The organism is Streptomyces sp. SLBN-8D4 (assembly GCF_049739545.1).
Classification (GTDB): domain Bacteria; phylum Actinomycetota; class Actinomycetes; order Streptomycetales; family Streptomycetaceae; genus Streptomyces; species Streptomyces canus_C.
The window spans coordinates 37,244-62,329 of sequence record NZ_JBMGQC010000002.1 but is presented as its reverse complement, the minus strand read 5'-3'; the positions used below and the strand labels follow the sequence as shown (position 1 = coordinate 62,329).

At 68.7% G+C, this 25,086-nt stretch carries 22 protein-coding genes and 1 pseudogene; 9 read left to right on the top strand and 14 right to left on the bottom strand.

What is annotated here, in order from left to right; translation table 11 throughout:
• Window positions 1–16 precede the first annotated feature (16 nt).
• Genes RKD20_RS47135 through RKD20_RS47125 form a run of 3 tightly spaced genes read left to right on the top strand, consistent with a single transcriptional unit; the run spans window position 17 to window position 2,507 of the window.
• A complete protein-coding gene (locus RKD20_RS47135) occupies window positions 17–250 on the top strand; it encodes a hypothetical protein (RefSeq protein ID WP_424883563.1) in 234 nt (77 codons plus the stop codon).
• Window positions 247–828 carry an RNA polymerase sigma factor gene (locus tag RKD20_RS47130; RefSeq protein ID WP_424883562.1) on the top strand — a complete coding sequence of 194 codons (582 nt, stop codon included), beginning with the start codon at window positions 247–249 and terminating at the stop codon, window positions 826–828. The genes RKD20_RS47135 and RKD20_RS47130 overlap by 4 nt, the downstream gene beginning before the upstream one ends.
• Window positions 825–2,507 (top strand): DUF4407 domain-containing protein, encoded by a 1,683-nt coding sequence (locus tag RKD20_RS47125; protein ID WP_424883561.1) that lies wholly within the window; start codon window positions 825–827, stop codon window positions 2,505–2,507. The genes RKD20_RS47130 and RKD20_RS47125 overlap by 4 nt, the downstream gene beginning before the upstream one ends.
• A gap of 195 nt (window positions 2,508–2,702) precedes the next feature.
• On the opposite strand, the gene RKD20_RS47120 is transcribed toward RKD20_RS47125, so the two are convergent.
• From RKD20_RS47120 to RKD20_RS47105, 4 genes are all read right to left on the bottom strand, one after another.
• Complete coding sequence (locus tag RKD20_RS47120; RefSeq protein WP_424883560.1) at window positions 2,703–3,842, bottom strand: PQQ-binding-like beta-propeller repeat protein; 1,140 nt, start codon at window positions 3,840–3,842, stop codon at window positions 2,703–2,705.
• A gap of 151 nt (window positions 3,843–3,993) precedes the next feature.
• Window positions 3,994–4,680, bottom strand: a complete 687-nt coding sequence (locus tag RKD20_RS47115) for a hypothetical protein (protein WP_424883559.1) — start codon at window positions 4,678–4,680, stop codon at window positions 3,994–3,996.
• A gap of 316 nt (window positions 4,681–4,996) precedes the next feature.
• Window positions 4,997–5,632 carry a hypothetical protein gene (locus RKD20_RS47110; RefSeq protein ID WP_424883558.1) on the bottom strand — a complete coding sequence of 212 codons (636 nt, stop codon included), beginning with the start codon at window positions 5,630–5,632 and terminating at the stop codon, window positions 4,997–4,999.
• A gap of 240 nt (window positions 5,633–5,872) precedes the next feature.
• Window positions 5,873–6,877, bottom strand: a complete 1,005-nt coding sequence (locus RKD20_RS47105; RefSeq protein WP_424883557.1) for a hypothetical protein — start codon at window positions 6,875–6,877, stop codon at window positions 5,873–5,875.
• A 176-nt stretch (window positions 6,878–7,053) separates the two neighbouring features.
• Between RKD20_RS47105 and RKD20_RS47100 the strand changes: the two genes are divergently transcribed.
• The 5 genes from RKD20_RS47100 (at window position 7,054) to RKD20_RS47080 (ending at window position 11,323) form a co-directional block, all read left to right on the top strand.
• A complete protein-coding gene (locus RKD20_RS47100) occupies window positions 7,054–7,317 on the top strand; it encodes a helix-turn-helix transcriptional regulator (RefSeq protein WP_424883556.1) in 264 nt (87 codons plus the stop codon).
• Window positions 7,318–7,474: 157 nt separating this feature from the next.
• Window positions 7,475–8,335: a DUF6083 domain-containing protein gene (locus RKD20_RS47095; protein ID WP_424883555.1), complete on the top strand. Its 861-nt coding sequence runs from the start codon at window positions 7,475–7,477 to the stop codon at window positions 8,333–8,335.
• Window positions 8,332–8,814, top strand: a complete 483-nt coding sequence (locus RKD20_RS47090; protein ID WP_424883554.1) for a hypothetical protein — start codon at window positions 8,332–8,334, stop codon at window positions 8,812–8,814. The genes RKD20_RS47095 and RKD20_RS47090 overlap by 4 nt, the downstream gene beginning before the upstream one ends.
• Window positions 8,811–10,322, top strand: coding sequence for a UvrD-helicase domain-containing protein (locus RKD20_RS47085; RefSeq protein ID WP_424883553.1), 1,512 nt, complete (start codon window positions 8,811–8,813; stop codon window positions 10,320–10,322). The genes RKD20_RS47090 and RKD20_RS47085 overlap by 4 nt, the downstream gene beginning before the upstream one ends.
• A gap of 176 nt (window positions 10,323–10,498) precedes the next feature.
• Complete coding sequence (locus tag RKD20_RS47080) at window positions 10,499–11,323, top strand: hypothetical protein (RefSeq protein ID WP_424883552.1); 825 nt, start codon at window positions 10,499–10,501, stop codon at window positions 11,321–11,323.
• Between the two features lie 317 nt (window positions 11,324–11,640).
• On the opposite strand, the gene RKD20_RS47075 is transcribed toward RKD20_RS47080, so the two are convergent.
• The 6 genes and pseudogenes from RKD20_RS47075 to RKD20_RS47050 all read right to left on the bottom strand — a co-directional run bounded on the left by RKD20_RS47075 (window position 11,641) and on the right by RKD20_RS47050 (window position 18,254).
• The gene (locus RKD20_RS47075; protein ID WP_424883551.1) at window positions 11,641–13,716 is read right to left on the bottom strand and encodes an NACHT domain-containing protein; all 2,076 of its coding nucleotides are present in this window, start codon (window positions 13,714–13,716) and stop codon (window positions 11,641–11,643) included.
• 348 nt (window positions 13,717–14,064) lie between these two features.
• On the bottom strand, window positions 14,065–14,589 hold the full coding sequence (locus RKD20_RS47070) for an AAA family ATPase (RefSeq protein ID WP_424883550.1): 525 nt from the start codon (window positions 14,587–14,589) through the stop codon (window positions 14,065–14,067).
• 29 nt (window positions 14,590–14,618) lie between these two features.
• Window positions 14,619–14,840: pseudogene (locus tag RKD20_RS47065) on the bottom strand (IS5/IS1182 family transposase); the annotation flags it as partial.
• A 108-nt stretch (window positions 14,841–14,948) separates the two neighbouring features.
• A complete protein-coding gene (gene tpg, locus RKD20_RS47060) occupies window positions 14,949–15,506 on the bottom strand; it encodes a telomere-protecting terminal protein Tpg (RefSeq protein WP_424883549.1) in 558 nt (185 codons plus the stop codon).
• A gap of 14 nt (window positions 15,507–15,520) precedes the next feature.
• Window positions 15,521–17,716, bottom strand: a complete 2,196-nt coding sequence (tap, locus tag RKD20_RS47055) for a telomere-associated protein Tap (protein ID WP_424883548.1) — start codon at window positions 17,714–17,716, stop codon at window positions 15,521–15,523.
• Window positions 17,717–18,023: 307 nt separating this feature from the next.
• Complete coding sequence (locus RKD20_RS47050) at window positions 18,024–18,254, bottom strand: hypothetical protein (protein ID WP_424883598.1); 231 nt, start codon at window positions 18,252–18,254, stop codon at window positions 18,024–18,026.
• Between RKD20_RS47050 and RKD20_RS47045 the strand changes: the two genes are divergently transcribed.
• Entirely contained in the window at window positions 18,156–19,007 is an 852-nt protein-coding gene (locus tag RKD20_RS47045; protein WP_424883595.1) for a DUF6192 family protein, read from the top strand. The two genes, RKD20_RS47050 and RKD20_RS47045, sit on opposite strands and share 99 nt — an antisense overlap.
• A gap of 161 nt (window positions 19,008–19,168) precedes the next feature.
• Here RKD20_RS47045 and RKD20_RS47040 read toward each other — a convergent pair whose 3' ends face one another.
• From RKD20_RS47040 to RKD20_RS47025, 4 genes are all read right to left on the bottom strand, one after another.
• Window positions 19,169–19,726: a hypothetical protein gene (locus tag RKD20_RS47040; protein WP_424883547.1), complete on the bottom strand. Its 558-nt coding sequence runs from the start codon at window positions 19,724–19,726 to the stop codon at window positions 19,169–19,171.
• Complete coding sequence (locus tag RKD20_RS47035; RefSeq protein ID WP_424883546.1) at window positions 19,723–21,627, bottom strand: hypothetical protein; 1,905 nt, start codon at window positions 21,625–21,627, stop codon at window positions 19,723–19,725. Before RKD20_RS47035 ends, RKD20_RS47040 begins: the two co-directional genes overlap by 4 nt.
• On the bottom strand, window positions 21,611–23,710 hold the full coding sequence (locus tag RKD20_RS47030) for a hypothetical protein (protein ID WP_424883545.1): 2,100 nt from the start codon (window positions 23,708–23,710) through the stop codon (window positions 21,611–21,613). The genes RKD20_RS47035 and RKD20_RS47030 overlap by 17 nt, the downstream gene beginning before the upstream one ends.
• Before the next feature lie 344 nt (window positions 23,711–24,054).
• Entirely contained in the window at window positions 24,055–24,318 is a 264-nt protein-coding gene (locus RKD20_RS47025; RefSeq protein WP_424883544.1) for a hypothetical protein, read from the bottom strand.
• Window positions 24,319–25,086 lie beyond the last annotated feature (768 nt).

Genomic DNA, 25,086 nt, shown 5'->3' with positions numbered 1-25,086 from the left:
CAACGGAGTTGGCATGATGGAAGAACAGCTGACGGCCCCGATGCTGGGGCGTCTGACGGGCTTTGCGGCCACGGTGGTGCAGGTCCGTGGTGCAGTGGCGCTGGAGCGGGAAAAGCGCCGCACCATGACCCAACTCGCGGACTGCCTGACCCACAGCGGTCAGATCAGCCGGGTCACCCACCGTGACCCGTCCGGTGGCGAGTGGACGATCGCACTGGGGCCTGTCATCGACGGGACCGGTCGCTGGTGACATCCCAAGAACACCAGGCGGAAGGCCGTACGGACCCCCGTGCGGCCTTCTACCGCGCCCACCACTCTCAGCTGGTCGGGTTCATCCGGCGCCGCATCAAACACGCGGATGAGGCCGAACCCCTCGCTCACGACACCTGGCTCGCGTTCCTGGGACGCTTCGAGACCTACCGGCACTACGACAACCCCGCCGGGCCGCTGTTCGTCATCGCTCGCCGAAAGATCAGCGACTGGTTCGCGAAGCAGAACATCATGGACCAACTGCCTGGCGACGATCTCGGCGAGTACCTGACGCGGATGGCGCAGAACATGCCGGACATGATCGGCCAGGTCGGCATGCGAATCGATCTCGCTCGAGCCGTCACCCGCCTCACGCCGCGCCAGCGTGAAGCACTCATGCTCTACTACGTCGACGGCCTGCCCCGCCCAGCCGTAGCCCAGTTGATGGGCATCAGCGTCGACGGAGTGAAGAAGCTGATCGCCACCGCCGTCAAGGAATTACGCAAAGGGCAGACCCTGGACTCCTACCTGCCCGCCATGACGAGCGCCAGCCGTACGCGCAAGGAGGTGCGCAAGTGACCCACTCCATCAACGGCCCCGACCCGATCGAAGACATGCTCGCCGCCCTGCGCGCGGACGACCCCGAATTCACCGATGCCGAACTCGACTCCGGCTTCACCAAAATCCTCATCGGTCTTGAACACCTCACGCCTGAACGCACCCCGCACATCGACGAACCGGCCACCGAACCGGAACAAAGCGGCGCACCCGACGAAGCCGAACGTGAAGCCTGCGACCACAGCGCCCCCGCGTCTGAACCGCCTGCCATCGCCGACCGGCAAGTGCCCGCCGCCTCGCACCCGCAGGGCGACGGCATGACCAGCCGCGCCACGGAATCGGGCTCTGATCCTGCGACCGGGCAAAGGGCGGCCGCCGACCAGAGCGGCAGCCTTCATACCGACGTCGGACGAGCGGCTCGTACCCGCTTGCGGTTCGACCCCGGACGAAGGCTCCGTGCACTGATCGGCATCGACGAAGACCTCCTGTCGAGGGTCGGGTTCGAGCGCAGCCGATACACAGCACTGGGCGGGGCGGTCCTCGGCTCCTGCGTCATCTCGGCGCTGAGCATGTGGAGCATGGCAACCCAGGCACTTGGTACGACCTCTGCCGTGGCCTGGGTCATCACCATCATCTGGGCGCTGTGCATGCTCAACCTCGACCGCCTGTTCGTCGCCGAAAGGCCAAACCGGCGCCGCGTCGGGCCCTTGCTGATGCGTCTGCTGATTGCCCTGTTGGTGGGTACGGTCATCGCCGAACCGCTGCTGCTGCGCACCTTCGAGACGGACATCAAGGAACACGTCGCACTGGAACATGCCAGCGACAGTAAGCAGTTGTACGCAGGCCTGATCCGCTGCAACCCCGTACCCCCCGAGCCGGAAAGCCCCACCCCACCAAAGGACTGCACGGCGGCCTACACCGTCTCCTTCGGCACGGCAGCAGACGGACAGCTGCAGGAACTGAGCACCCTTCGCTCCAACGCCGGGTCTCTGCAAGAACGCGTAGACCGCGACGCTGCGACCCTGTGGGGCTTGGACTCTTCGGCTCTCGTGGAGTGCCGCCGCCTCATCCGCGATCCCGCCACCGACACCTACCAGACGACGCCCACGTGCCTGCGCCTGCGCGAGAGGGCACAGACCTATCGCACCACTCACCACATCGATGAGAACCGCATGCGACTGGCCGGCATGGAAAGCCGCGCCGCACAGATCCAGGCCGATCTCACCGGTATGCGCAGCGCTCTCCTTAAAACACGAGCCGATGGCATTCACAAGCGGATGAACGAGGAGCGCTCCAGCCAGAAGCAGATCGGCATTCTGGAACGTATGCAGGCACTCGAGGACATGGCGAGCCGAGATGTCACCCTGCTCCTGGCTCTCTGGGTGATGCGCCTGCTTCTTGTGCTCCTCGGCGTTCTGCCCGTGCTGGTGACGTATCTGGGCGGCCAGACCGCGTACGACCGCTTGCGCGCCAGCAGCCACGCCACCGCAGTCAGGATGCACAGTGAAGAGGTCTGGCTTGCCCAACGCCAGACCCTGGCAGAACTGAAGATGGCCCAGGACGCCATCGAGCAGCAGATTCAACGCCACCGCGCTGAGTCGGTGGCAACATCGCGGGATCGCACGGTCAGGGAGCTTGCCAGAGTCGGGCCCGCAGGGGATGCGCTGGAAGAGGAGAACGGCTACTCGTCCACCGTCTGACGCACCGGCACCAAAGCCGAGTTCTCCATGCTGGTGGGGTGCGCGTCGTGCAGCGCGCCCCACCACCGCGAGCAATAGGAAGCGTCAGGGAGCGAGACCTTGGAGCTGGTGACGGCTGCCCCCTACCAATGGGAAGAAAACTGCGTCGGCGCCCGGACCCGATGGCGTCGGTAACGCGCCTGTCAGCGGCCGTAGTTACACGGAATCCTCCTCAAGGCGGATCGCGTGGAGGCTGCCGTTCTTGGTGGCGATGTAAGGACGCCGCCCCACAGCCGGGGCATGCCCTGCCGGGCAGGATCCCACAACAACTCCACGTCGATATCCGGGAGGCGGCGATGGGTTTGCAGATCCCAGCCCTGGAGCACTCCCGCGCGGCTTACCGCCCAGGCGGCATTGCCCGCAACGTAGGCGGGCGCCTCGAAGGAGGCCGTCGGCCGGGCAGGCGCGTCCCACACTGTTGTCCCCGTGGCATCGTCCAGCGCGAAGAGACGGCCCGGGTCCCAGGATGCAACGAGCACCATCTCGCCCGCCGTGACCGGGCGGGCGCGAAGAGCTTTGGATACTTCGACCCGTCCAGCGGTGTTCGCCGGTCAGGGCATTCCAGGAAGAGACGCGGCCGTCCTGGTGGGCCAGGTGAAGCGTCTTGGGTGACGCCGTGGGCTTGCCCGCGAGCGGGCCGGGGAGTTGCTGGCGCCGCAGCAACGCTCCGTCGTGCACGTCGTATGTGCGCAACCAGGTCTTTTCTTCGCCCGGTTCGGTACCTATCACGTGCACCCTGTCGGGGCTGGCCAGCCAGTACTGCGGAGAGGCAAGGCGGATCGGTTCAGTCCAGCGTGGGCGTCGAGCCTCGGTATCGAGGGCTTGCAGTGTCCACGGCCTGGATGCGCTGCTGCCGGACCACGTGACGAACACGGAGTCACCGGCGACACGCGGAGTCTCGAGGAAACCTGACGCGTGCGGCTTTAGGGGCCAGCTCCACAGGTGTCGCCCCGAAGCCGTGTCGTACATCTGCAAGATGCCGTGCAGATCGGGCACGTAGAGAGTCCCGCGGTCGCAGACCGCCTGTCCCGCCGCGCACTGGTCGATGCGGGGGCCGACCTCCTTGCCGGAGCGGATGTCGCGAGGGCGCAGGATGTTGCCCATCGCCGAGGTGAACACGATCGTGCCGTCCACCGGAGGCTGATTGTCGTAGCCCATCGACTTGGGCTGCCACAGCGGCTCGCCAGAAGCGGCATCGAAGGCATACAGGATGTGTCCGTCCACGGTCAGCAGCGTGCCGTCGTGGACTACTGGTTGGCGGGCATGCGGCCGCAAACGGCTCGAGCGCGACCACACGAGACGAGTAAGCGTCGAAGCCGCGGCCCGTCTCCGACGAGGACCAGGTAGTGCTGGGGCCGCGATCGGCGCCTCGTCGCGGACGGACAGTGCGTCGCGCAGGGCTCGACACAAGGATTCCCGGGTCACGGTCGCCCCAGCGGGAGCGTAGTCATTCGCGCACTCCCTCAGCCGGGAGAAGAGAGCATCGCCGTCGGCTGCCCCCTGCTGGGCGGCCCATCGGCTGCAGACGTTCCACCGCTGCAGTCCGGTCGACGGGCCGGACACCCTCCAGGCGAAGCTCCAGAACGGACAGATGTGCCAGAAGCCGCCACGCCAGAACTTCGGGGGTGACCGCCGAATCAGGAGCACCGCTGCCCACGGCGGCCGCGATCAGAGCCTGAAGGTCCGAGAGCGCGCGGTGAGCTGATTTGTTCAGCCGACCTGGCTCGATTACACGGCTTCGGAACACACTGGCGCTTCCAGCAGCCGCGGCAGCCGTCGTCAAAGCCTGCAGCGATCCAGCCCGGGGGAAAGGCGCGGCCACCGCCAGGGCCAAATGCCAACGGCCTGCATGGAGATACGCCCACTGCTGCTGAAGAGTGGTCAGGAAGGACCGCATCAGCTCAACAGATGAGATGTCCCTGGCAGAGAGTCGAGGGCGACGGCGCACGGCGATCGACAGGTGGTGCACAGCACCATTGCCCGCACGGCCTGCCACGAGGTAATCGTCCACCGCTGCCACCGCGCGGGCCTGGAAGCGAACCTCGACCGGCGTGACATGATCCCCCAGCCCGGGCACAGGTGTCTTGGTGAGGAGATGCGAAAGCAGCACGGCGCCGAAATGATGCTCGAGCACGGTTCCGCCCCCGCCGGTCGTAGGGGCTTACACCTGCTGGCGCGTTCATTCCGCACCGTGTCCTTCCCGGTCGTACTGCGCAAACGCCGCGCACTGCGGCTTGTCGCCCAGAGCGGGCGTGCGGGCTTGCAATGCGGACCGGCGGGCCCGCAAGCGACGGCAGACGGCATCGGGCGACTTGTCGCTGCTGCCGCCGAAGCCCCGGCTGGACGATGGGGCGGCGGCCTCAAGCTTCCGGCGAAATCCGTGCCAGAGCCATGTCCAAGACCTGTGGGCGAGCTCGGGGAGCGTACCTTCCCGAGCGGCAACGGAGGTTTTAGCGGTCGGACTGGGCGGGCTGTGTTTCGTCCGTGGATGCTTCGGGGTGCGCGGGAGCGTCTGCGGCGGTGTAGAAGACCGACGAGCCCTGCTTGGTGCGCTGGGCCTGGCTCTTGGCCACGAGTCCTTCGAGTGTGGTGCGTACGACGGTGGTCTTGATGTCACGGTCGGGGTGGGCCTGGCCGAGCGTGGTGGTGATCTCCGCTGCGGAGCGCGGTTCGCTCTGCTTGGTGAGGTGGCCGCGGATGAGCTCCACGAGGGTGGACTTCGGCGTCTTGGGGGTCGCAGTCTTCGGCGCGGCCTTGGCCGTTTTGCTGGCTTGCTTGGCACCGGTCGCCTTCGCGCGGCCTTGCTTGCCCGTTGTGGGCTTGGCGGACGCCTTGCGCCGGGGCGCAGGGACCGCAGTGTTCTCAGGCGACGGCGTGGACTGAGCGGGTGCGACCGCAGGGCCGAGTGCCTTTCGGATGTTTACCAAAACGGTGTGGTCATGCTGCAGGGCGGACAACTGGTCTTGCAGCGCGGTGATTTCCGCCCCGAGGCGCTCCTGTTCCTTGGCGTTGCGTTCGAGGTCGCTCTCCACCTGGGCGGTGTACTGCGAAGTGAGTTCGGTACTCGCGAACGTGGTCTCCGTCATGATGCTCGCCTTTCCTTGGTTCGCGGCTGCGGAGCGAAAAGCAGCGCAAGAGCGGTCACGGTGACGCCGTGTTGGCGCCAGAGCGGATGTGCGTGACGAACTGCAATGTCAGGTCCTGGCGTAGAGAGTACGTAGTAAGGGAGCTGCTTGTTCCTGTTGAGTGGTGTCTTTCCCTCTCAGAGGGCCTCATGAGAGGGCTACCTGACCCGGCCGAGCTGGGGTGCGGGATGTTGCGGGCGGTCAGCTGAGGGGCAGGCGCCAGACGACCTCGCCGGTCTCCCGGTGGTGGCGCCAGGAGGCCAGGGTGCGGGCGGTCACCAGACGGTCCAGGAGTTCCTCGGTCTGGTGGCTAGAGTGCCCGCACAGCCGGGCCAGGACCTCCAGGTCGGCGCTGTGCAGGGCCTGTTCACAGGTCTGCGCAGCCAGCACCAGTGCGGTCAGACGCAGGGCTGACGGGGCAGGCGCGGGCAGCGCCAGGGGCCTGGGACGCGTCGCCCAGTGGGCGGCCCGGTGGCGGGCCCTGCGATCCGGCGCCTGATCCAGGACCCCGGGGTCGAGCAGCTGGACCGTCAGCGGGGCCGGCCTGGGAGCGGGCAGCTCCAGCCAGTGGGCGTGGGCCAGTTCCTCCCACAGCTCCCGGCGGCCGTGCAGGCGCATACCGCGCAGCAGTCCGGTCGGCAGCCGGACATGGCCCCGGCTATTGGCGCGCAGGGCGCACTGCAGGGCCAGGAGACGGGCCGCGGGGGAGGTGAACTGGGGGAGCGCTGCGGCAAGGTAGGTGAGCATCTCCCGCACCCGCAATTGCTCATGGACGGTAGAGGCCGAAGAGGCGGCCGACGGTCGGTTCGCGGCGTGGGGCCGACGCGGGCCGAGCAGGGTGTCCGGGACGACGGCGGTGTGGTTCGTCGCCGCGGCGCAGGCCGCACACGTGTCCGCGAGCCGCCAGGCACGGCCTCCCCTGTCGCGGGTCAGGGCGAGCAGTACCGGCCCCGCGCAGCCGCGGTGGCGTGCATGCCAGCAGCACCCCTGCACCCGGCACTGGCACGTGCGCAGATGTCCCGGCAGCACGTCGGCACGGGCGTGGCAGGCCAGATGCGCCAGGACGGCGGACCGTGCGGAGGAGGCCTGCAGGGGAGGAGTGCGGGCGGTGCAGTGGACACAGACGAGACTGGGCCCGCCCGGGCGCGGGCGCAGTTCCACCATCCAGATGCGCCGCACCGCGGCGTGTGCGCCAGCCAGCCTCATCAGCCTGTTGCCTCCCGTCTGTCGGTGCTGCAGGGGCGGATGCCCCCGTCCGGCATGGGTCTGGGGCACCCGCACCGTAGTGCAGAAACCTGCACCGCCGAATATCACTCTCGCTCCGCCAGATAGTGCAGAAGTCTGCACTGACAGGGCAGGGTTCTGCACCGTCGGATGGATGGGTGACGATCTTGCCGCCCGACCCCGACCTCGCTGCGCTGCGCGTCACGCTCGCACGGTTGAGGGGCGAGCGTGGGTGGACCTTCGATGAACTCGCCGAACGCAGCGGCCTGGCCAGGCGCACCCTCATCGACCTCGAACACGGCCGTGCCGCCGGCACCATCACCACCTGGCACGCCCTTGCCCACGCTCTCGACGTCTCGATCGAAGAGCTGCTGGGCACACTCTGCGAGGACCACACCCCGGCCGGGTCGAAGGACTCCTGACCCGGCCGCACACTGTGCGCAAATCACCCGGACCGGCGAATGGGCATCAAACACGTAAGCGGGCGGTCGAGTGTGTGTTCGGTATGGCTCGGCCACTCGGGGGACCGGCCCCGCCGCCGCACCGTACTCACGGCGCACGGCCTGGCACGGTCCCGCCATGTGCTCCAACCCTGCCCCCCTCGGCCGCCACTGGGACGGCGCCCCCCGCCGCCCACTGCGGACGGCCACAACCAGCCCTAGTCGGCTCCTGCGCACCGGCCACAGCAGCTGCTGCCACCGATGCGGCAACCGCATTGATGTCTACCGGCGCGCCGATCTGCGGTTCGTTGCCCTGCACCCACGAGAGCTGGCCGTCACCCACACTCCTGCCCCCTGCCGATGGCACTTGAGCTGCGGGATCGCTCACCCGCACGAGGACGGCAGCGCCTGGTGCCGCATCCCGCACGCCGTGCTGTGCCCCCGTCGCATCGCCCTCACCCGGCTCAGCCCGTACCTTGAGGAACTGCGCCGCCAACTCGCCGTGCGCTCCCGTCGGCTGGTCGACACCGGCGCCTTCGTCCCACCGCACCCGCCCGGGGCCGTCTGCACACCATCCGCCCACCGGAGACACCCCGCGAGGCGCCCCGCCCTGCCCGTCGTGCAGCTGTTGCTGGGCCGCTACCTCGCCGACCGACCGCTCGAACAGATCGGGTGTGTGGCCCAGACCCGACGGCGCCGCCGCTGCGCCCAGCGCGTGCTCACCCCGCACGCTCCCGCAGGCCGCTGGAGGTTGCTGCCCGCCGACCCGCACCACACCCAACGGGCCCCGCTTGCTGCGCTGATGGCTGTCTACGACCTCAGTCGTCTGACCCACGCCGAACAACTGCGCTGGCGCAGTCAGCGCTGCCCCCTGCACGCCGCGGCCCCCGGTGCGCCCGATCTCGCCCTGACTGGATGGCAGGTCTTTGACCCTCTCCTGCATGTGCAGCACATCCGCGCCCGCCTCCCGCACGACCAGGCCGGCCCGGAAGAGGCATGACCGTGCCCCACCACGCTCTGGAGATCACTCTCACCCGGTCCCTCACCCCGGCGGAACTCCATACCGCTGCCGGCCTGCTGCCGCTCGCGGCCAACCATGACGCCACCCGCCTGATGGCCCTGGTACGCGCCAAAACCCCGGGCCGGGCCGCCCATCGTCTGCGTCATCGGCTCGGCGCGCATCTACCCGTCGACGTGATCACCACCCACTACCCGGACGCGACCGGGCAGATCCTGCTCAACGTCGCCTTCCCGCCCGCCGTCCATGCCGCCCTCCGCAACTCCGCCGGCCAGGCGAGGCAGTCTCCCGGCCGCTTCCTGAAGCAGGCCCTGGAGCGCGCCCTTGCCCGGCATGACAGTGCCGAGGCCGACCGCCTCGACCGGGCCGTACGCGAACTCCTCGCCCACACCACCTCCGCTCACCTGCTGACGGCCCTCGGACGTGCCCTCAGCCGCCACCCCGGAGCACCACAACCGTGAAAGCGACCGACGAACAGGCTGCCGCAGCCGACGCCTTCCACACCGGTGACCACGTGTCTTTGCAGGCCGGCGCCGGCACCGGCAAGACCACCACCCTGGAACTCCTCGCCCGCACCACCACACGCCGCGGCCGCTACCTGGCCTACAACCGGACCATCGCCCAGGACGCGGCAACCCGCTTCCCCAACACCGTCTGGTGCAAGACCGCCCACGCCCTCGCCTACGCCGCCGTAGGCCACCGCTACGCCCGCCGCCTGAACGCACCTCGCCGCCCGGCCTGGCAGACCGGGCAGGCCCTCGGCATCACCAAACCCATCCGCATCGGCGAACGTGACCTCTCCCCGAAGACCCTCTCCTACGCAACCCTGCGCACCCTGTCCCGCTTCTGCCACACCGCCGACGACACGATCACCCGCCACCACGTCCCGCACCTGCGAGGCCTGGACGACCCGGACCTGCGCACCCAACTCGCCTCCCACATCGTGCCGTTCGCCCGGAAAGCCTGGGCCGACCTGCAGCACCCGGACGACGGCACGGTGCGCTTCGACCACGACCACTACCTCAAGATCTGGGCCCTCACGAAGCCGACGATCGACGCCGACTTCCTCCTGCTGGACGAAGCCCAGGACACCAACCCCGTCGTCGAACAGATCTTCCTCGCCCAACGCCGCCACGCCCAGCTGGTGATGGTCGGCGACTCCGCCCAGGCCATCTACCACTGGCGCGGCGCCCGGGACGTCATGGCGGGCTTCGACGGCACCCGGCTGGCCCTGTCACAGTCCTTCCGCTTCGGCCCGCTCCTGGCCGACGAGGCCAACCGCTGGCTGGCCATCGCCGATGCCCCGATCCGGCTGACCGGCACCCCCGCAGTGCCCACCGAACTCGGCCCCGTCGCCCAGCCCGACGCGGTGCTGTGCCGCACCAACGTCGGCGCCATGGCCCAAGCCATGGAGCTGATGGCCGCCGGACACCGCGTCGGACTGGTCGGGGGAGGAGACAGCCTGCGCGCTCTAGCCCTGGCCGCCCGGGATTTGAAGGAAGGACGCCGCACCACCCACCCGGAACTGGTCCTCTTTCCCGCCTGGGGCGAACTGCAGGACTACGCCACCCATGACCCGGCAGGACGCGACCTGCGGCCGTTCGTCGACCTCGTCGACACCCACGGCACGGACGCCATCCTGGCCGCCGTCGCTCAGCTCGTCCCCGAACCCCAGGCCGAAGTCACCGTCTCGACCGCCCACAAGGCCAAGGGACGGGAATGGGCCCAGGTGAAGATCGCCGATGACTTCACCCCGCCCAAAGACAGCGATCAGTGCGATGACACCGGCCGTGCTGTGCCCGGCCCCATCGACGACAGTGAGGCGCGCCTCGCCTACGTCGCCGTCACCCGCACCCGCACCCGACTCGACATCGGCGGCCTGTCCTGGATCCACGACCATCCCGACGGATCCCCGGCACCACCCATAAACATCGCGCCCAGCGCCCTGCCCGTCCCCGCAGCGGTGTGAGGTCCAGCAAGGTGCACCACACCGCCGGCACACCACTGCGCTGAACCCCGGCGAAGCACAGGAGAGCGCGCCGGCACGCCGGGACCGTCGAACTGATCAGCCCCCACGACGGAAAAGTCGAAGAGCACCTCGACGTCACTGCACAACCGGACACCGGTCGACGCGTCGTGGGGGAGGTGCTGCTGGACCTGCTGGGCCTGTCCGAGCTGTTCGCCCCACCGACCGCCGTCGCACTCCTGGGCAGCGGAGCTCGGCTTACCTTCGCCCAGCTCTACGCCTTGAACCACCTCTCCCAGGACATGGTCGACGGCACGGAGGCCGTCCGGGGACAGGCCAATACCGCGCAGTCCTACAAGACGGTCGTCGAGCTCGTGCTCGGACTCATCGATGCGGAGATGCGGGTGCTGACCGCCCGCCGTGACGACCTGGCCCAGACCGTGAGCCAGTTCAAACGCCGCACCGAAACCATCAGCGAGTTCCTGACCGGGAGCTCTGCGGAACTGGAAGAGGAGCTGATCCGCACCCGGAGAGAAGAGCGGGACACACTGACAGCCCTGGAGGAACTCAAGGGACGCATGCGGGCCGCGACCACGTTCGCCGATCCGCTGCGCCAGCGTGTCGCCGCCCTGGAGCAAGCACACTCCAGGGCCCGAGAAGAGGAGAAGAGCGCCCAGAGCGCCGTCTTTTCGGCCCAGCGAGCCCTCCGGAGTGCTCAAAAGCAGCCGGACACCGACCCTGTGCCGCACTGCCCTTCCTGTGCACGGTCGCTGACCGGCCGGGTCGTCCCTGAGGGCGCCTGCGCTCTGTGCCTGTGTGAACTGGACGCTGGCGCGCTAGATGGGGCCGCGCAGGCAGCCGAGACCGCGCTGACCACGGCGGAACAGCGCGCAATCGAAGCAGCCAAGACAACCAGCCAGGCCCAGGATGCTCTTGCTCAGGCCCCATCTGCGGTAGGACAGAGGAATCAGTCTGCGGCTGCCGTGGGATCTGCACCGATGTGAAGGCGTATCAGACCAGGTCATGGAGTTCCGTCGGTGCCCCTGCGGGGGCGATCGTTCGGCTGAAGCTCCGCAGGGCCTTTCTGACCCCTCGCAACCAAGGCTGAGCGATTCTCACCGAAGGTCGGGCACTGGCTTACTTTCTCCCCGATGGTTAAGCGCGCTGGTCAGAGCGTTGTACTGATCGGCGAAACGGGCGAGTGCGGCGGACCCCGACTCATGTCAGGTTGCAGGTAAGAAGCGTGTCACCGGCCCCAAGCCAGCGATCGTTCTCGCAGGTGAATTGCCTTGTGGTGGAGCAGGAAGAAAGCGTGGTGGAGCTACGACAGCCGGTCGGGTGGTTGTTCGGGGGTGGGGTGTGCGATGAGCCAGTCCTGGAGTTCCCGGTGGCGGAACTGGTAGGCCACGCCGGAGATCCGCAGGAGTCCTGCCTCGTAGGCCCAATTCAGGAAGGTGCCGAGCTGCGAGGGCAGTCGACTCCGGATGCAGAGCAGGAAAACCAGGTAGCGGCGGCCAGCCCCAGAGAACCCGTACAGCCAGGCCGCCAACCCCGACGTAACCCAGAACACGCCTACGGACTCGCCTACGGACTCGCCTGCGGGCCCGACCGCGATCCCGGCTAGGAGCCCGACGCCCAGCCCGGCGATGAGCCCGACCGTGAGATCATCCCGCACTGGATGACGGGGGTCTGTTGGCGGAGCGTAGCTCAGGCGATCTTGAATCGCGGGCATGAGCCCGTCCACAATCCCTATCATGGCCCCGCCGTAGAGCCCGAACGCGAGCCCGGCCGCGAGCCCTTTTATGAGTCCGAATCCGAACACGAGCGCGGACGCGAGCCCTAACGCGAGCCCTGCTGCGAGCCCGAACGCGAGCCATCTTGCGATAGTCCGGGCGGTCTGGCGGTTTGGGCCTCTGCTGCGCAGCTGAAGCTGGACCCCTTGAGGCATTGGGGCGAAAGGGCGACTGGCCTGCCAGATGGTTCCCAGGACAAATAGCACGACCACTAAGGCGCCGCACAGTTGGCGGGGTGAGAAGCCAGGCGGGACCTCGGACAGGAGCAGGGGAGTCAAGGCGACAGCGAGGAAGACGGCGAGCAGGGTGTCGGCGGTGCGGACGCGGCGGGGACCGGCCATGGGCCACAGCTGGTGGAGGACGATGTCGGTGCCGCTTGCGGTGGATGCCGATGTGGTGGTGGTGAGGTGGGCGGCGAGAGCGGCGAGCCAGTGGTGGGTCTGGTCGGGGCGGTAGCGGTGGGTGGGGTGCTGGTGGGCGGCTGCGGGAACGTAGCGGGCGAGGAGGTGGTCGCGGACCGCGCTGGGGGAGGCCAGGGTGAGCAGGTGGTCGGGTTCGCGGAGGTAGGCCAGAGTGTCGGCGCGGCGTTCTTCGTAGGCGGTGGCGGCCAGGTTGAGGCGCCAGGGGGTGGCCAGGGAGCGGGCCAGGGTCCCGCTGGGCGCGGTCGTGAGCGTGTCGATGACCGGCTGCCAGCGGTCCGGGCTGGTGCTGCGGGCGGTGAGATACGCGGTGGCCTGGCTGGGGGTGACGTCGTCGAGCTGGATGCGGGCGGCCTCACGTATCCGCAGGTCCAGGCTGGCCAGGTCCTGGTACTGGGTGGTGCGGCAGGTGAGGACGACTGGGGCGTTGCCGGAGGGGCCCTGGTAGACATTGAGCTGCTCCAAGGCGCGCGCGGCACGGCGACGGCCGACCGGGGTGGCGTCGGTGTCCATCTCGTCCAGGCCATCCAGGATCGGCAGGACGCGGTATCTGTCCACCAGCGTGGTTGCGTCGGCGAGGGTGATGCCCTGGTCCCGGAACTGCTGGTGGACCCGGTGGGCGAGCCATTCCTGAAGGGGTTGGTCGGTGCTCCAGTCAGCCAGGGAGAAACGGACCGGGACGGGGTCGGTGTCGGCGCGGCCTGGGAGGGTCAGCAGTCCGAGGACGAGGTCCAGGGCGAGCAGGGTCTTGCCGGCGCCCGGCTCGCCGGTGATGGCCAGGCGGGCGGGGCGCAGGTTCTGGTAGTAGGACACGATGTCGGTGAGGCGGCCGTTAGTTGCGGCGCCGCTCGCATTATTGGCGGGCTCGGTGCACTGGTGGAAGGTCACGTCGATGCGATGGGCGCCGGGCCCGATCAGTTGGGCGCGCTGCCGGGTCTCGGCCGTGGCCACGACGGCGGCCAGCGTCTTCACCTTCGCGTCGATGTCCGCTGCCGCCTCGCGGCGGTCGTCGCGGTAGGCGAACCAGGCCAGGCAGGCGGCCGGCGTACCCACTGCCAGCGCAATGAGTGTGGTGGACAGTCGCGCCACTTGGAAGTGCTTGGACAGCCACAGCGCCAGCACCACGGCCGCGAGCTGCAGGACTGCATAGAGGGCGCCTGGCCGGCGGGTCCGTGATGGTTTCATGCGACGTATGGTTACTAGCCCGCTCAGCAGCGGGCGGACGATCGTCACCTTCGGTTCTGGACTGTGACACGGCATGACATTCCGGCGTGACCTGTGAGGCGGCCCGCACTCGATGTTCGGTGTGAATCACTCAACCATCGTTGCGACAGGTCACTTTCGCCGCGTAGGCGACCGCCCTTCGCCCTCGCAGGTACGACTGTGGCCCTGACCGAAATCCAGTCGGGGCCACACATGCGTGTGCCGGAGAGATCGCCTGTGTGCCTTATCGGAGAGCTCGTTGATCAGTAGTCGTCGGTCGGAGCGGGGGTGGCGGCTCGCTTCCTCCTAGGACCAAGGTTGGCCAGACGGTCACGCGAGCGATGGCCACCGGTCGGCGGCCCACTCCAGCCATCCGGGCCACCCAGGAGGCGGACCTCCTAGCTCATGTCCATTGAGTTCCGTGGCGTCGGGCTCCTCGAACAGCGCCCTCCAGTGCAGGAGCTCCGTCTCGTGCATCACGAAGGTCTGATCAGGGGTGGTCGACTGGCGATGGGCGATCCGAGCACGTTGGGTCTCCTGGTCCACCGGCACGTACACGAGCTGACAGGACGCGCCCACAGCCGTCACCAACCAGCGGATCGCGGATCTCTCGTCACGAGACCAGCATCCGAAATCGAGGACCACGTTCGTTCCCAGCTTCAGTGCCTCCAGGCCCAGCCAGAGCAGCCGTCCTTCCAGTACATCGCGCTTCCCGGCCTGTTCGGGATCGCCGAACAGCGGGAGCATCCACTCATCCGGCGTCAGCCGCAGCGCGTTGTGCTCCTTGGCCAGCTGCCGAGCTCTCGTGGTCTTTCCGGCCCCGGGTAGGCCGACCGTCAGGAACAACCTCGTCACGCACAGATCTTGTCACGAAGGCCAAGTGATCACGGCTTGAACCAAAGGCGGATCGAAGCCACGGTGACGGCGCCGTGGAAGGCATAGGCGCGCTTGTCGAATCTCGTGGCCACGGCCTGGGAGTTCTTCAGCGCGTTGACCGTTCGCTCAACTTCGTTCCTGCGCTTGTAGATCGTCTTGTCGAAACCGACGGGCCGACCGCCCTCGCTGCGGTGGCGGTTGGCCTGCTGGTTCCTCGGCTCGGGGATCGTGAGACCGCTGATCCCGGAGCAACGAACACGGCCACAGAGCGGCGTGGTGGGGGCCTATTGCGGCTCCCCTGGCGCCGTCTCTTGCTTCCGGTGTAGCGTCCCGGCCGGTTACAGCTCGAACTGGAGGTCGACGAGGTCGGTGAGTTTCACTTCGAGGCCGTGGGCGCGGCGGCCGTTGTCGCGGAAGTAGACCTCGCCCAGGGCCTCGGCGGCGATCTGCCGGAGGTCGTCCTCATCGACACCGGCTTCCTGGGCTTGAAGGAGGCGGGCGGCGTGGCGGGGCGGCAGGGCGAGGGTGAGGTGGCGCACGCGGGCCTGGTCGGTGCTGCCGGGGGCAGCGGTGTAACCGAACCGGGCCTGCACATCGATCATGATGCCGGTCGTGGTGGCGGCGGCCTGTTTCGCCTTGGCGCGGATCTGCGGCTGCCAGCGCGTGCGCACTTCACGTTCGAGGCGTTCGGCGAGCTCCGGCCGAGGCCTTTTGATTTTATTCTTCACGTACCGCTCGACGGTGCGCTGGCTGATGCCAAGCAGTTCGGCCACGCGCCGGGTACTGCGCTGGTGCGCTCTGACTAGGTAACGCATCTGCGCCCCGGCCGACTTGGGGATCGGGCGCGTGAACCTGCCCTGCACCGCCTTGTTGAGTTCTTCCCCGACCGTGACCATCGCCGTAACGCTCCCTATTCCCCGGTGTCCTTGGCGGTGACCTCACCGGTCTTGATGTAGCGGGCGAGGTTCGCGGGCTTGCCGTCGGCACCGAGCTGTTCGAGCAGGTCCGCGCCCCACAGCACGCTCTGCGTGCCTTCGTGCTTGACCATCCCGGGCGATACCCCCAGCCGGAAGCTGCCCGGCACGGTCTTGCCGTCGGTGTCATAGGGCAGGACGTCCAAGGGGCTTGGGCCGTCGGCGGCGTACACGGCGCAGTCCGAGAGGACCGCGACCGGGTAGCGGCCGGTGGCCGCCGCTAGGTGAAGCATCTTGCGGTGCATGTTGATGCGGGCCCGGGAGATAACGGTCGCGCGGATGTCCGGCCGCCACGTCGGGCGGGCGAGCGCGGGCCAGGCCTGCCCCGGCTTCCAGCCGCCCCCGCGGGCCTTCTCCTGCAGCTTGCCGATGCCGCCCTTGACGGTCATCTTGACGGCGTCCACCACGATCCCCAGCTCTCGGTCACGGCTCTTGTAGCCGTCCATGGCCTCCAGGAACTGGTGCGGGGACAGCTTCTCCGCGACGCCGAGGTCGGCCATGGTGTCGACGTAGGCGTTCCGCAGCCGCTTGTACCAGCCGTCCAGGAACCGGCCGCTCTCCCGGCGCACCCACGCCTCCAGGGGTGCGACGTCGTAGCCGAGCTCCACGGCGTAGGCGACCGTGGGGGTGGCGTACCAGGCCGGACCCGTGGGGCGTTCGCCGGTCGGGGTGAACGGGCTGGGCAGCAGGTCTCCGCCCAGGTCGCGCCACTGCTTGCCGACTTTCACCCGGTTCAGGTCGACGTGGGAGAGGTCGACCAGCCAGGAGCCGGGCACCGCCGCATCGAATGGGGGGCGGGTGACGTGCACGGGCGGCGAGGCCAGGCCGACGACGGCACCGTTGGCGGCCGCGCCGAAGGCGAGGTTCACGTCGATGCCGACCAGGTGCCGCTGCATGCACTCGGCATCGGTCAGATCCCGCGCCCAGTCGTAGGCCTCCTCGAACAGCCGCTCGTCGGGTCCGCGCACGTGGAAGCGGGGCAGATGAGCCAGGACGGGGTGCCCGTCGGTCGCCTCGCACGGCGCCGGGTCCACCGGCTCGGTTCCCAGCGAGCCGGGCCGGTGCTCGCGGTGCCGCCTGCCGTCGGCGTCCGGCTCGCTCGCGCGGGTCGGCGGGTTGAGCGCGATCATCAGCTGCAGCCCCGTCACGGCGGTGGAACCGACCGGCGTCATCACCCTGGCCGCGTACACGCCCAGCACCCGGGCGAGTTCGGCCGGCTCCAGCTGGGCGGCATGCCCCCAGGAGCGGTCGTCCAAGGCACGCCAGGAGGGGATGCACAACTGCACGCACCTGCGGCGGCTGCCCTGGGCGGGTCGGTAGATCCGCGCCCACGGCCCCAGCCCCCGCTTGGTGAGCTGCCAGTCGGCGCGCTGGAGCTGCCTGATGACCTTGTGTCCTTCCGGGAGCCGCCCGGCAAGCCGCTCGCTCTCGGACAGGACAGCGGGCAGGCCGTAGCGCTCGCAGGCCGCCTCGGTGAGCACCAGCAGCGGGTCGCCGTCCTTCCCCGAGCCGTGCAGGCTCTCCGACCCGAGCTGCGCCTCGGCCAGCGTCCACTCCACCAGCGCGGGCAGCGACTTGGCGGGCACGTCCACGATCAGACCGCCCACGCCGTAGCCCGTTACATTCCGTTCCGTGTCGGCGTCGAGGACGAGCAGCGGACCGTGCGCGTACGCCCCGGGCGCGGGCATGTTCGCCGGGGCGGCCTTGTTCGCAGCGAGGCGCGGCGGTCCGAGGGCCCGTTGGGTATGCGGCAGTGACACGGCGGCCGGGGCCTTCTCGGCCCCGGGTACGGCGGGGGCTTTCGACGCCCCGACCGCGGGCTGAGGCCGTGCTGCGGGCGCTGCGGGGGTCGCGGTGTCCGTGTCCTCCTGCGGGGCGCCGGTGCTCTCGGGGGTGGGGTAGAGCTTGGCGAGTTGCTGGAGCAGGCGCGCGTACGCCTCCCGCTCCGGAGGCCGGGGCTCGGTCCTGCCCGACTCCCAGCCGCCGACGGTTGCCCGCCGCACGTGCAGGGCAGCGGCCACCTCGTCCAGGGTGAGCGCGTGCGCCTGGCGCAGCCGCCTGCGCTCGGCTGGCGGCGGCAGCGGGGACCGGGACGCGACCAGCGCGTCGACCGCGTCAAACAACTCGGACATGGGACACCTCCGTGCCCACCTTACCTTGAAACGCTCTCATCGCGTATAAATGGCGTACGAGTTGCGTGCATAAAGCGTACGGTGGTGTTCTGAATGGTAAGGGCCACGTAGGCCTCGCTTCCGTGGCCGAACCGCCTTCCGGGCCCTTGGCCGCGGTCCGGGGCCGCTTCGACCGGTGGAACCGCCGCGCCCCGGCCGTCCCGAGCGTTCGCGGCTCTTTCCCGAGCAGGTGGAGGCGGTCGGGCCGATGCAGCCCAACGGGGGTGCGCATCCGGCTCCCGGTGAGGAGCCGTTCGGTGTCGAAGCCTCATTGCAGATCTATGCCGACGATCTCGGTCTGGCGCTGAGTACGATCCGCAGTTACCGGTTCGCCGCCCACCGGCCCGAAGGGCAGCGTCGTCACGGCGTCTCCCACGAGGTCCACTACGTCCTTGCGGGCATCGCGGACGACCAGGTGCGTTTCGAGACGATCGACGCCCCTCCGCTCGACGAACATGCCCGGGTGCGGCGCTGGACGACGGGCCTGGCCAAGAAGCACGTCGGGCAGCTCCCGGACCGTCCCGAGACGCCCCCGCAGAAGGTCGCGGCCATTCACCGCCTGCCGACGACGACGAGGTCGCGGCCCAGGTGGCCACGGCCGGGTGCGTCGCCGCCCCGAACGGCCCCTCGCCCACCGTGTCCAAGTGATCAAGGTAGGACAGTTGCCAGACGTTGTCCCGCAGGCGGGGCAGCTCGCTGGGTGTACCCCGGCCGCACGCGGTGCACCGGCAGGGCGATCGCATTCCAGGGGGGATCGACGAGACGGAACCGGCGCGGGCGAGGGGGAGTGGTCACGGATCTGGTCGATGAGGTCGCGTTCCCGCTCCCCGAGTGTGGCCAGGGGTTGGTGTGCCGACCAGGTCGCCAACGCGGGCGTGGTGCCGGCCTTGGATGTCGCGGGTGGCGGGCTCTCGGCGGGCTCCGCATCCCGAGCAATACGGGAGTGGGAGATGCACATGCGGCACCGCTGTCCATTCAGAGGCTTGTCGATGCGTACGACTCCGTGGCAGCCGGGGCAGGCTGGCCGGACGGTCCCGGCCTCGTGCAGCAGGTCGATCAGCTTGAGGATCGCGCGGTGGGGTGCGAAGTGACCGTCGCCGGTCAGCAGAGCTGGGTGGGATTCCAGAGCCCAGACGAGTTTCCGCTGCTAGGAGGGATGCGGTGTCGATCGACGGACCGCGTCGGAGACCGTCTTCCGTTCGGCCTGCGGGTCCAGCCGACGGCCCCGGCAGCACCCTCTGGGGCCAACTAACGCCTTGGTGACCGCCGCCTGGGTCGCTTGTCGGGCTTGTAGGGGGCCATGAATACCTGGTGGCTCGTGTTGGATTGGAAGCTCAGCTCCTGACGTCAGGGATCACCAACCCGGTGTACGTATGCGGTCAGAGCGCTAGCAAAGGCGGTTGGTGGTATCGGTCACCGCAGAACGACTCCGACGGCGCCGAGGGCGAGGGTCAGGGAGAGCAGCACCACGGTGACCCTCGCGAGCCTTTGGGTGGCGGACTGACGGGCGCGCAGGGCCTCGACGTCAGCGGCCCAGGACTTGTGGAGCCGGGTCAGCCGTTCGTCGGCTGCCGCTTCAAGCGCTGTCGCGGATGACCGGGCCTCCTCGACGGCCTGGCTCACCTTGCGGAGGACGGCGGCCGTGTCCTCGCGTGCGGCGGCCGACTGTGCCTCGTGGCTCCGATTTAGCTGCTCGGCTAAGTCGCTGGTGAGGGTCTCCAGTTGGCAACGCAGTTGCTGGTTTTCCCGGATCAGCGCCTCCTGTTGCTTCTTCAGTGCGCGGGCAGCGTCGTCCTGTTCGGCAGCCAGCCCGTTCAGGTCCTTCCTTAGCTCTGCCAGGGACTTGTCGAGCCGCCCCACTTCTTCGGCGACCCGCTCCACCGTGCTCGCGGCCAGCGGTCCGGTCAGCTGTTCGACAACATCCTGGAAAGAGGCCCACAGCGGCTCGGCGGCAGAGGGCTCATCGGTCATGGAAACATCCGGTTCAGATCGTGGATCCCGCGCAGGGCGGCGAGGACGAGCCAGGACCGCTCGTCACCGTCCGACTTTGCCGCCCGGTCCAGCAAGTGGTGGACGTACGACTCGTTTCTCTCGCTGTGTATGGCCCGTACCGACCGGGCCACCGTGAGGTTGGCCGCGTCCTCGACCTGCGCCTCGGACGCTCGTTCGAGCAGCTCGTCCAGCTCGGCGACCGCGCGCGCCAATGCCTCGGCGGTGTGGCCGCCGTACCGGGACGCGACCGTGCGCTGCTGATCAGCATCGGCCTCGGCCTTGGCCACCCGGGCGGTCGTCGAGTCGGCGTGCTCGCGCAGCGTAGTCCGGATCCGGGCCGGCATACGCGTGCCGACGTCGGTCATCCGCTCGTAGCAACGGTCCGGGCCTTCCCCCATGAAGCGCTTCCACCGTTCGCACAGATGGCAACAGCCGCACAGCTCGTCGTAGGCCTCTCGTATCCGGGTGCTCAGGTCGTGCGGCGGCTGACGCGGCACTTCTGGTTCCTCAGTGGTCTCCCGCCAGTGTGTCCACGCTCTGCGTGCGGCTTCCGTCCAGGCGGCGCGCTCCTCCTCCTGCTTCGCGCGAACCAGGCTGCCCTTCATGCCTGGCCTGCCGGGGCGGACGTACACAACCGGCCACTCGGCGAGCCTTTCCAAGCGTTTCCGCAGGGCCTCGGTTCTTTGGCGAGCTGCCTTCGCGGCCGCTTGGGCCCGTTCCACGAAGGCAAGTGCCTCGGTGTGCGCCTGCTTGGCGCGCCGCCAGGCCTGCGTCGCTGTGCCCAGTGCCTTCTCACGGCGTCTGACGTTGTTCCGTACGACCATCTCGACCCTTGCGGCGATCTCCGATGCTGCCAGATGCCTGCGGTCGGGATCCGAGTAGCGGGCAAGGGTGTCGCTCAACCGCCGCAGCAGCTCGTCACAGACGGGGGCCACCGCCTCGGCGTAGTAGGGGTCGCTGTCCAGCAGCTCCTTCCAGGACTCGCCGATCTCGACCGGAAACAGTGCGCTCGGCGCGACAAGGGGCAACTCCGACACCAGCAGTTGCTCGGCGTAGTGCTCCTGGACGGCCGCGACGACCCGGTCGCGGGTCCAGCCGGGGTCCCCGGGCTCGCCGAGGACCGCGTGCATGTGCCTGCGCACGCTGTCACCGCTGAATGCCCTGGTGAACACCAGGCTGAAGCGGTGTGCCTGGTCGCCCCAGCCGAGCAGGAAGGGGTTCTCGGTGATCGCCGGGTCCCGGACCATCTCGGCGAACTGGTCCGCCGAGACGACGAACACGACGTGGTCCACCACGGGCGCGTAGACGGCCAGCAGGGCCCTGGCCGCCTCCCGTTCGTCCACCCCGGCGCCGTGCAGCCCCGGCAGGTCGAAGACCCGCAGGTCCGTTCTCCGATCGGGGCCGGCGAAGCGGTCCGGCAGCCCGATCTCCAGCGGCCGCGCCCGTGCCTCCCAGTGCAGCCGGTCTCCCGTTGCGCCCGTGCGGAACGACCGTAGCCGCTTCTTCAGTTGCTCCGAGGTCAGCCAGGCGGTTCCCGGGTGCTCGCCGGGCGCGTCGCCCGAGCCGTCGTAGGCCAAGGACCATCGGTCCGGGTCCCCGGACCACTGGTAGCGGATGGGCACCGGCGTCGCCGACTGGCCACGCCCCCGCCCAGCCCGCAAGGGGACGGCTGCTTCGGCCGCGGCCTCTGGGTCGGTCACGCCGAGCAGCCTCAGCAACAGGGTCGTCTTGCCCACCTGAGAGTCTCCGAGCACCATCACATGGGCGAGATCGGACTGCTCCAGGGCTTCGTCCACCCCTCGCAGCCTGGCTCGCAGCCAGGCGACGGCCTCGGCTGACCACGACCAGCGCAGCTGGTCGAGGTCAGCCGACTTCGTCATGGCCGAGCGCCTCCAGCATCCGCTCGCGGTAGCTCTCCACCGCACGTGTGGCCGACACCAGCCGGAACTGGCCGTTGAGTTCGCTGTCCGCTCCCAGCGCCTGCTGCAGTCGGGCCTGCAAGACCTCCCTGGTTACGCGCAGCAGTTCGTCCACGTTCTCCAGCACCTGCCGCTCCGCCGCTTCCCGATGGCGGGCCAGCAGCGACCTCGCCAGGCCGACACGCTCGGACATTTTGTTGTTCCAGTCGTTGAGAAGCGTGGCGCCGACAACACCGACGCCGACGGTGGTGAGCAGCAGCGGCGAGGCGGTCGCGCCGAGCCCAGCGGTCTTCACGCCTCTGGCGAACAGGCCTGCCGAGAGCTTTCCTACGTTCGCCAGGAGGTCGATATCCTCGTTGACCAACTCGTCCGTGCCCAGCAGGAGACCCACGGTGCCCAGTAGCGCTTTTCGCTCATCCGCGAGGTCGCGCAGTAGGTGCGACAGTTGTTCGGGCGACTTCGTCGTCTCCAGTGTGCCGTCGGGCGTCGCGAACTCGCCTACCGCGAAGGCCCGGGCGTCGAGTGTCATGAACGGCAACGCCCTGACAGCCTGCACGAGTCTGCCTCCGACGTTCACCGTAGGTGAGACGGTGCCCCGGAGGTCGTCCGGCTGCGCGTCAGCGTCGCCGACGGGCGGCCGGCCCGTCAGAACCAGTGCGACATCGCGGTCGAGACGGCCCTGAGTGAGCGACCCCGTGAAGGCCCCCAGGTAGACTTGCCGTTGAACCCGGACGGTTGCCTCGATGCTCCCCAGGTAGGCGGCGTTGGGCCCAGGCAATCCTGGCTGCTCCGACTCCGCAGGCGTCAACCAGGCCTGCCGGACCAGCTCGATCAGGCGGTCGTCGCGCTCGTTCCTGCGTCCCTGGAGGAACTCCTTGGTGCGGATGGCTGCTTCCTCCAGCCCTCCACTGTCATGCAACAGCTTCGTCAACCTGGTTGAAGCCCGGTCCGTGTGCCGGCCGTAGTGCTCGGCCACCTTGGGTGTGAGCGCGCGCCGCAATCCGTCGCTCGCTTTGTCGAACTCGTCCAGCAGTTCCTGGATCTGCTCGGCGACCTCGCTGTCCAGGGCCTTGCGGTCACGTGCCGCCTTGGCCAGCCTGAGGACACCCGCGAGATCCCGCCGGATCAGTTCACGCATCAGGTTGGTTTCCAGCCGCCGGCTGTCCCGGGCCCCTCCACGCTTGGCGTCGATCCGCGTCCTGAGCGTCTTGATCCAGTCCTTCGGGCTACTACCGTCCTTCCCCACAGGGACGACGTCCGCCCGGTCGACCCCGAAGACCTCTGCCGCGCGAGAGGTCCGCTCCTCGATCGCCTCGGGTGCGGAAGCCTCGCAGCGGGGCACTGCGACCACCAGGTGCAACTCATCCTGGTTCCGGCGCAGCAGGCTCAGCAGTTCGGGCTGTCCGGCGTTGGCCAGCCGGCGTTCGTCGGCAACGAGGAGCGCGGCCGGGCTGGTGGCCAAGACGATCTTCATCAGCTCCTGCCACTGCTCCTGGGCCCGGCCCCGCTCCAGGCCGGGCAGCAGCACGAAGCCGGTGCCTTCCAACTGCCAAAAGCTCAGCGGGACTTCGAGCTGGGTGAGCAGCACCCGGGCATCCTGACTCTTCACATGCTGACGCCATTCCTCGCGTTGCTCGGCGGAGTAAAACTGCCGCTCCACGAGATGGCCGCTGCGCTCAGCTTGGGCGCCAGGCTGCCGGAAGACCACCACCCCGCGCGGCTCCTGAAGGCCCGCCCGCTCGACGATGGCGACCGGGCACTTCTCGCCCAGGCCGGTGTTGTCCTCGAGCCAGGCCTCCGCATCCGGATAGAGGTTGCGGGCAAGCAGCGTCTTGCCGGCGCCCTGCTCGCCGGCGATCGAGACGAACTGGTGCTCGCCGAGCGAGCTCAGCACGTAGAACTGCCGTACCAGGAGCAGCCAGTCGCTGTTGTCGGCGCCCTTGATGTCAAGCTCCACGCCGAGCCGCATCAGGGCCATGGCGAGCCCTTGCAGCAGTCGCTCCGCCTTGACGAAACGACCGTCGGCGTCTTCCTGTTCATCCATGTGCGTGCCCTCGGAGGAAGCATGTGGGAGACCTGCGTGACGATGCGTGCGTGGCTGCCCAGCGCACAGTGGGGCGGCCGGTTCCGTGGCCAGGGAGGTGCGAACGGCCCTCACCGTTCTGCAATAGGTGTCCAGTATGTCTATAAGCCAACAGCCGATGAAGACGGTTGCACCAAGTCCCAGTCTTTTGCACTCTAGATCCCCCTACGGCGGTGGACGGCGGTCATTCGATTGCGCGAGGGTGAGGCGCGACGCGGGGGGCGCTCCGGCGCGTGATCGACCGCCGCCCGTATCCGAAGCGCCCCGACCCCGACCCTGCGCGCCCAGCCGATCGCGGCCCACTCCTACGCTGCCCAGTCGAGCCCGAGGAGTGCCAGCTGCTGGAGGAGCCCGGTCGTGTGGTGCGCCAGGGCCGCAACGTCCCTCCGAGGCAACGGCGCGATGCCGAGCTGCTTCATGCGCTCGCGCTGCAGGTCCGTCAGGTCCTGCCAGATCTTCCGCCAGACGGACGTGACGTTTCGGATTGCTGTCGCCCTGGTCGCCGTGCCGAACCCAGCGGCCCGGCGGCCCCTGACATGGGGGTTCCCGTCCGCTATGGGGAGCGTCACAAGGGGACGACGTCGGTGCGGTGGTGGGGCATAGTCGGCCGCGCGGCTTCTGGGTGGCCAACCACGTCCGTCCTCGCCGTGGCCGCAACCCGAGGCCGCCGCCCCGCGGTGACTGCGATAGGCACTTGCTCAGCGCATGTTGAGCGGAGCCCGCCCGTGCTGGCGGGCGGGCGATCTCGCTGGCTCTCTCCTGCGGCAGGCACCGGCGGCTCCTGCTCTCCCGAAAGGATGAACGCGATCAAATAGCTCTCGAACCCCTCGAGCCCACCACGTTCCTCGCGCCGGATAGCGGCGTCGAACCGCTAACGGGAGCCAGTTCGGCACTGCGCCCACACCAGCACTCGATAGGTACGGGCGGGATCCAATTGCACGAAAGGCTCACCGGGTTCGGCGTCTGACCAAACACCTCGAGAGATCCAGCCGAAGGACCGGCAGGACCGTTGAGCGTGTCCAGCGTCGCCATCCGGCCCTTGTAGGCCAGCTGGTAGTCCACAGATGCCACCAGAGCCCAGCCTGGCCCTGGTGCGTCGTCCTCTTGGTCCCTGACCGCTACCACCACGGGTGCAGCGCGCTCCTGGACCCGCGACGTCACGATGACCTGTCCAGGAACGACGATGACAGGCTCGTCCGTCTGGAAATCCGGCTTGCCCTCCCTGCGTTCGAAGCCCGGCTCCCACATCTCACTCGATATTGACTGCTCCCACGTGGCTGATCTCTGGCATGCCTGGAGCCTGTCAGGAATGGAGCAGCTACGTAGCAGCGGTCGGC

Bases quoted from the DNA above. Each gene is read 5' to 3' on its own strand.
- tap (WP_424883548.1), bottom strand. From the start codon at position 17,716: ATGTCCGAGTTGTTTGACGCGGTCGACGCGCTGGTCGCGTCCCGGTCC.
- RKD20_RS47110 (WP_424883558.1), bottom strand. From the start codon at position 5,632: ATGACGGAGACCACGTTCGCGAGTACCGAACTCACTTCGCAGTACACC.
- RKD20_RS47035 (WP_424883546.1), bottom strand. From the start codon at position 21,627: ATGACGAAGTCGGCTGACCTCGACCAGCTGCGCTGGTCGTGGTCAGCC.
- tpg (WP_424883549.1), bottom strand. From the start codon at position 15,506: ATGGTCACGGTCGGGGAAGAACTCAACAAGGCGGTGCAGGGCAGGTTC.
- RKD20_RS47105 (WP_424883557.1), bottom strand. From the start codon at position 6,877: ATGAGGCTGGCTGGCGCACACGCCGCGGTGCGGCGCATCTGGATGGTG.
- RKD20_RS47030 (WP_424883545.1), bottom strand. From the start codon at position 23,710: ATGGATGAACAGGAAGACGCCGACGGTCGTTTCGTCAAGGCGGAGCGA.
- RKD20_RS47075 (WP_424883551.1), bottom strand. From the start codon at position 13,716: ATGAAACCATCACGGACCCGCCGGCCAGGCGCCCTCTATGCAGTCCTG.
- RKD20_RS47040 (WP_424883547.1), bottom strand. From the start codon at position 19,726: ATGACCGATGAGCCCTCTGCCGCCGAGCCGCTGTGGGCCTCTTTCCAG.
- RKD20_RS47135 (WP_424883563.1), top strand. From the start codon at position 17: ATGGAAGAACAGCTGACGGCCCCGATGCTGGGGCGTCTGACGGGCTTT.
- RKD20_RS47095 (WP_424883555.1), top strand. From the start codon at position 7,475: ATGTGCTCCAACCCTGCCCCCCTCGGCCGCCACTGGGACGGCGCCCCC.
- RKD20_RS47090 (WP_424883554.1), top strand. From the start codon at position 8,332: ATGACCGTGCCCCACCACGCTCTGGAGATCACTCTCACCCGGTCCCTC.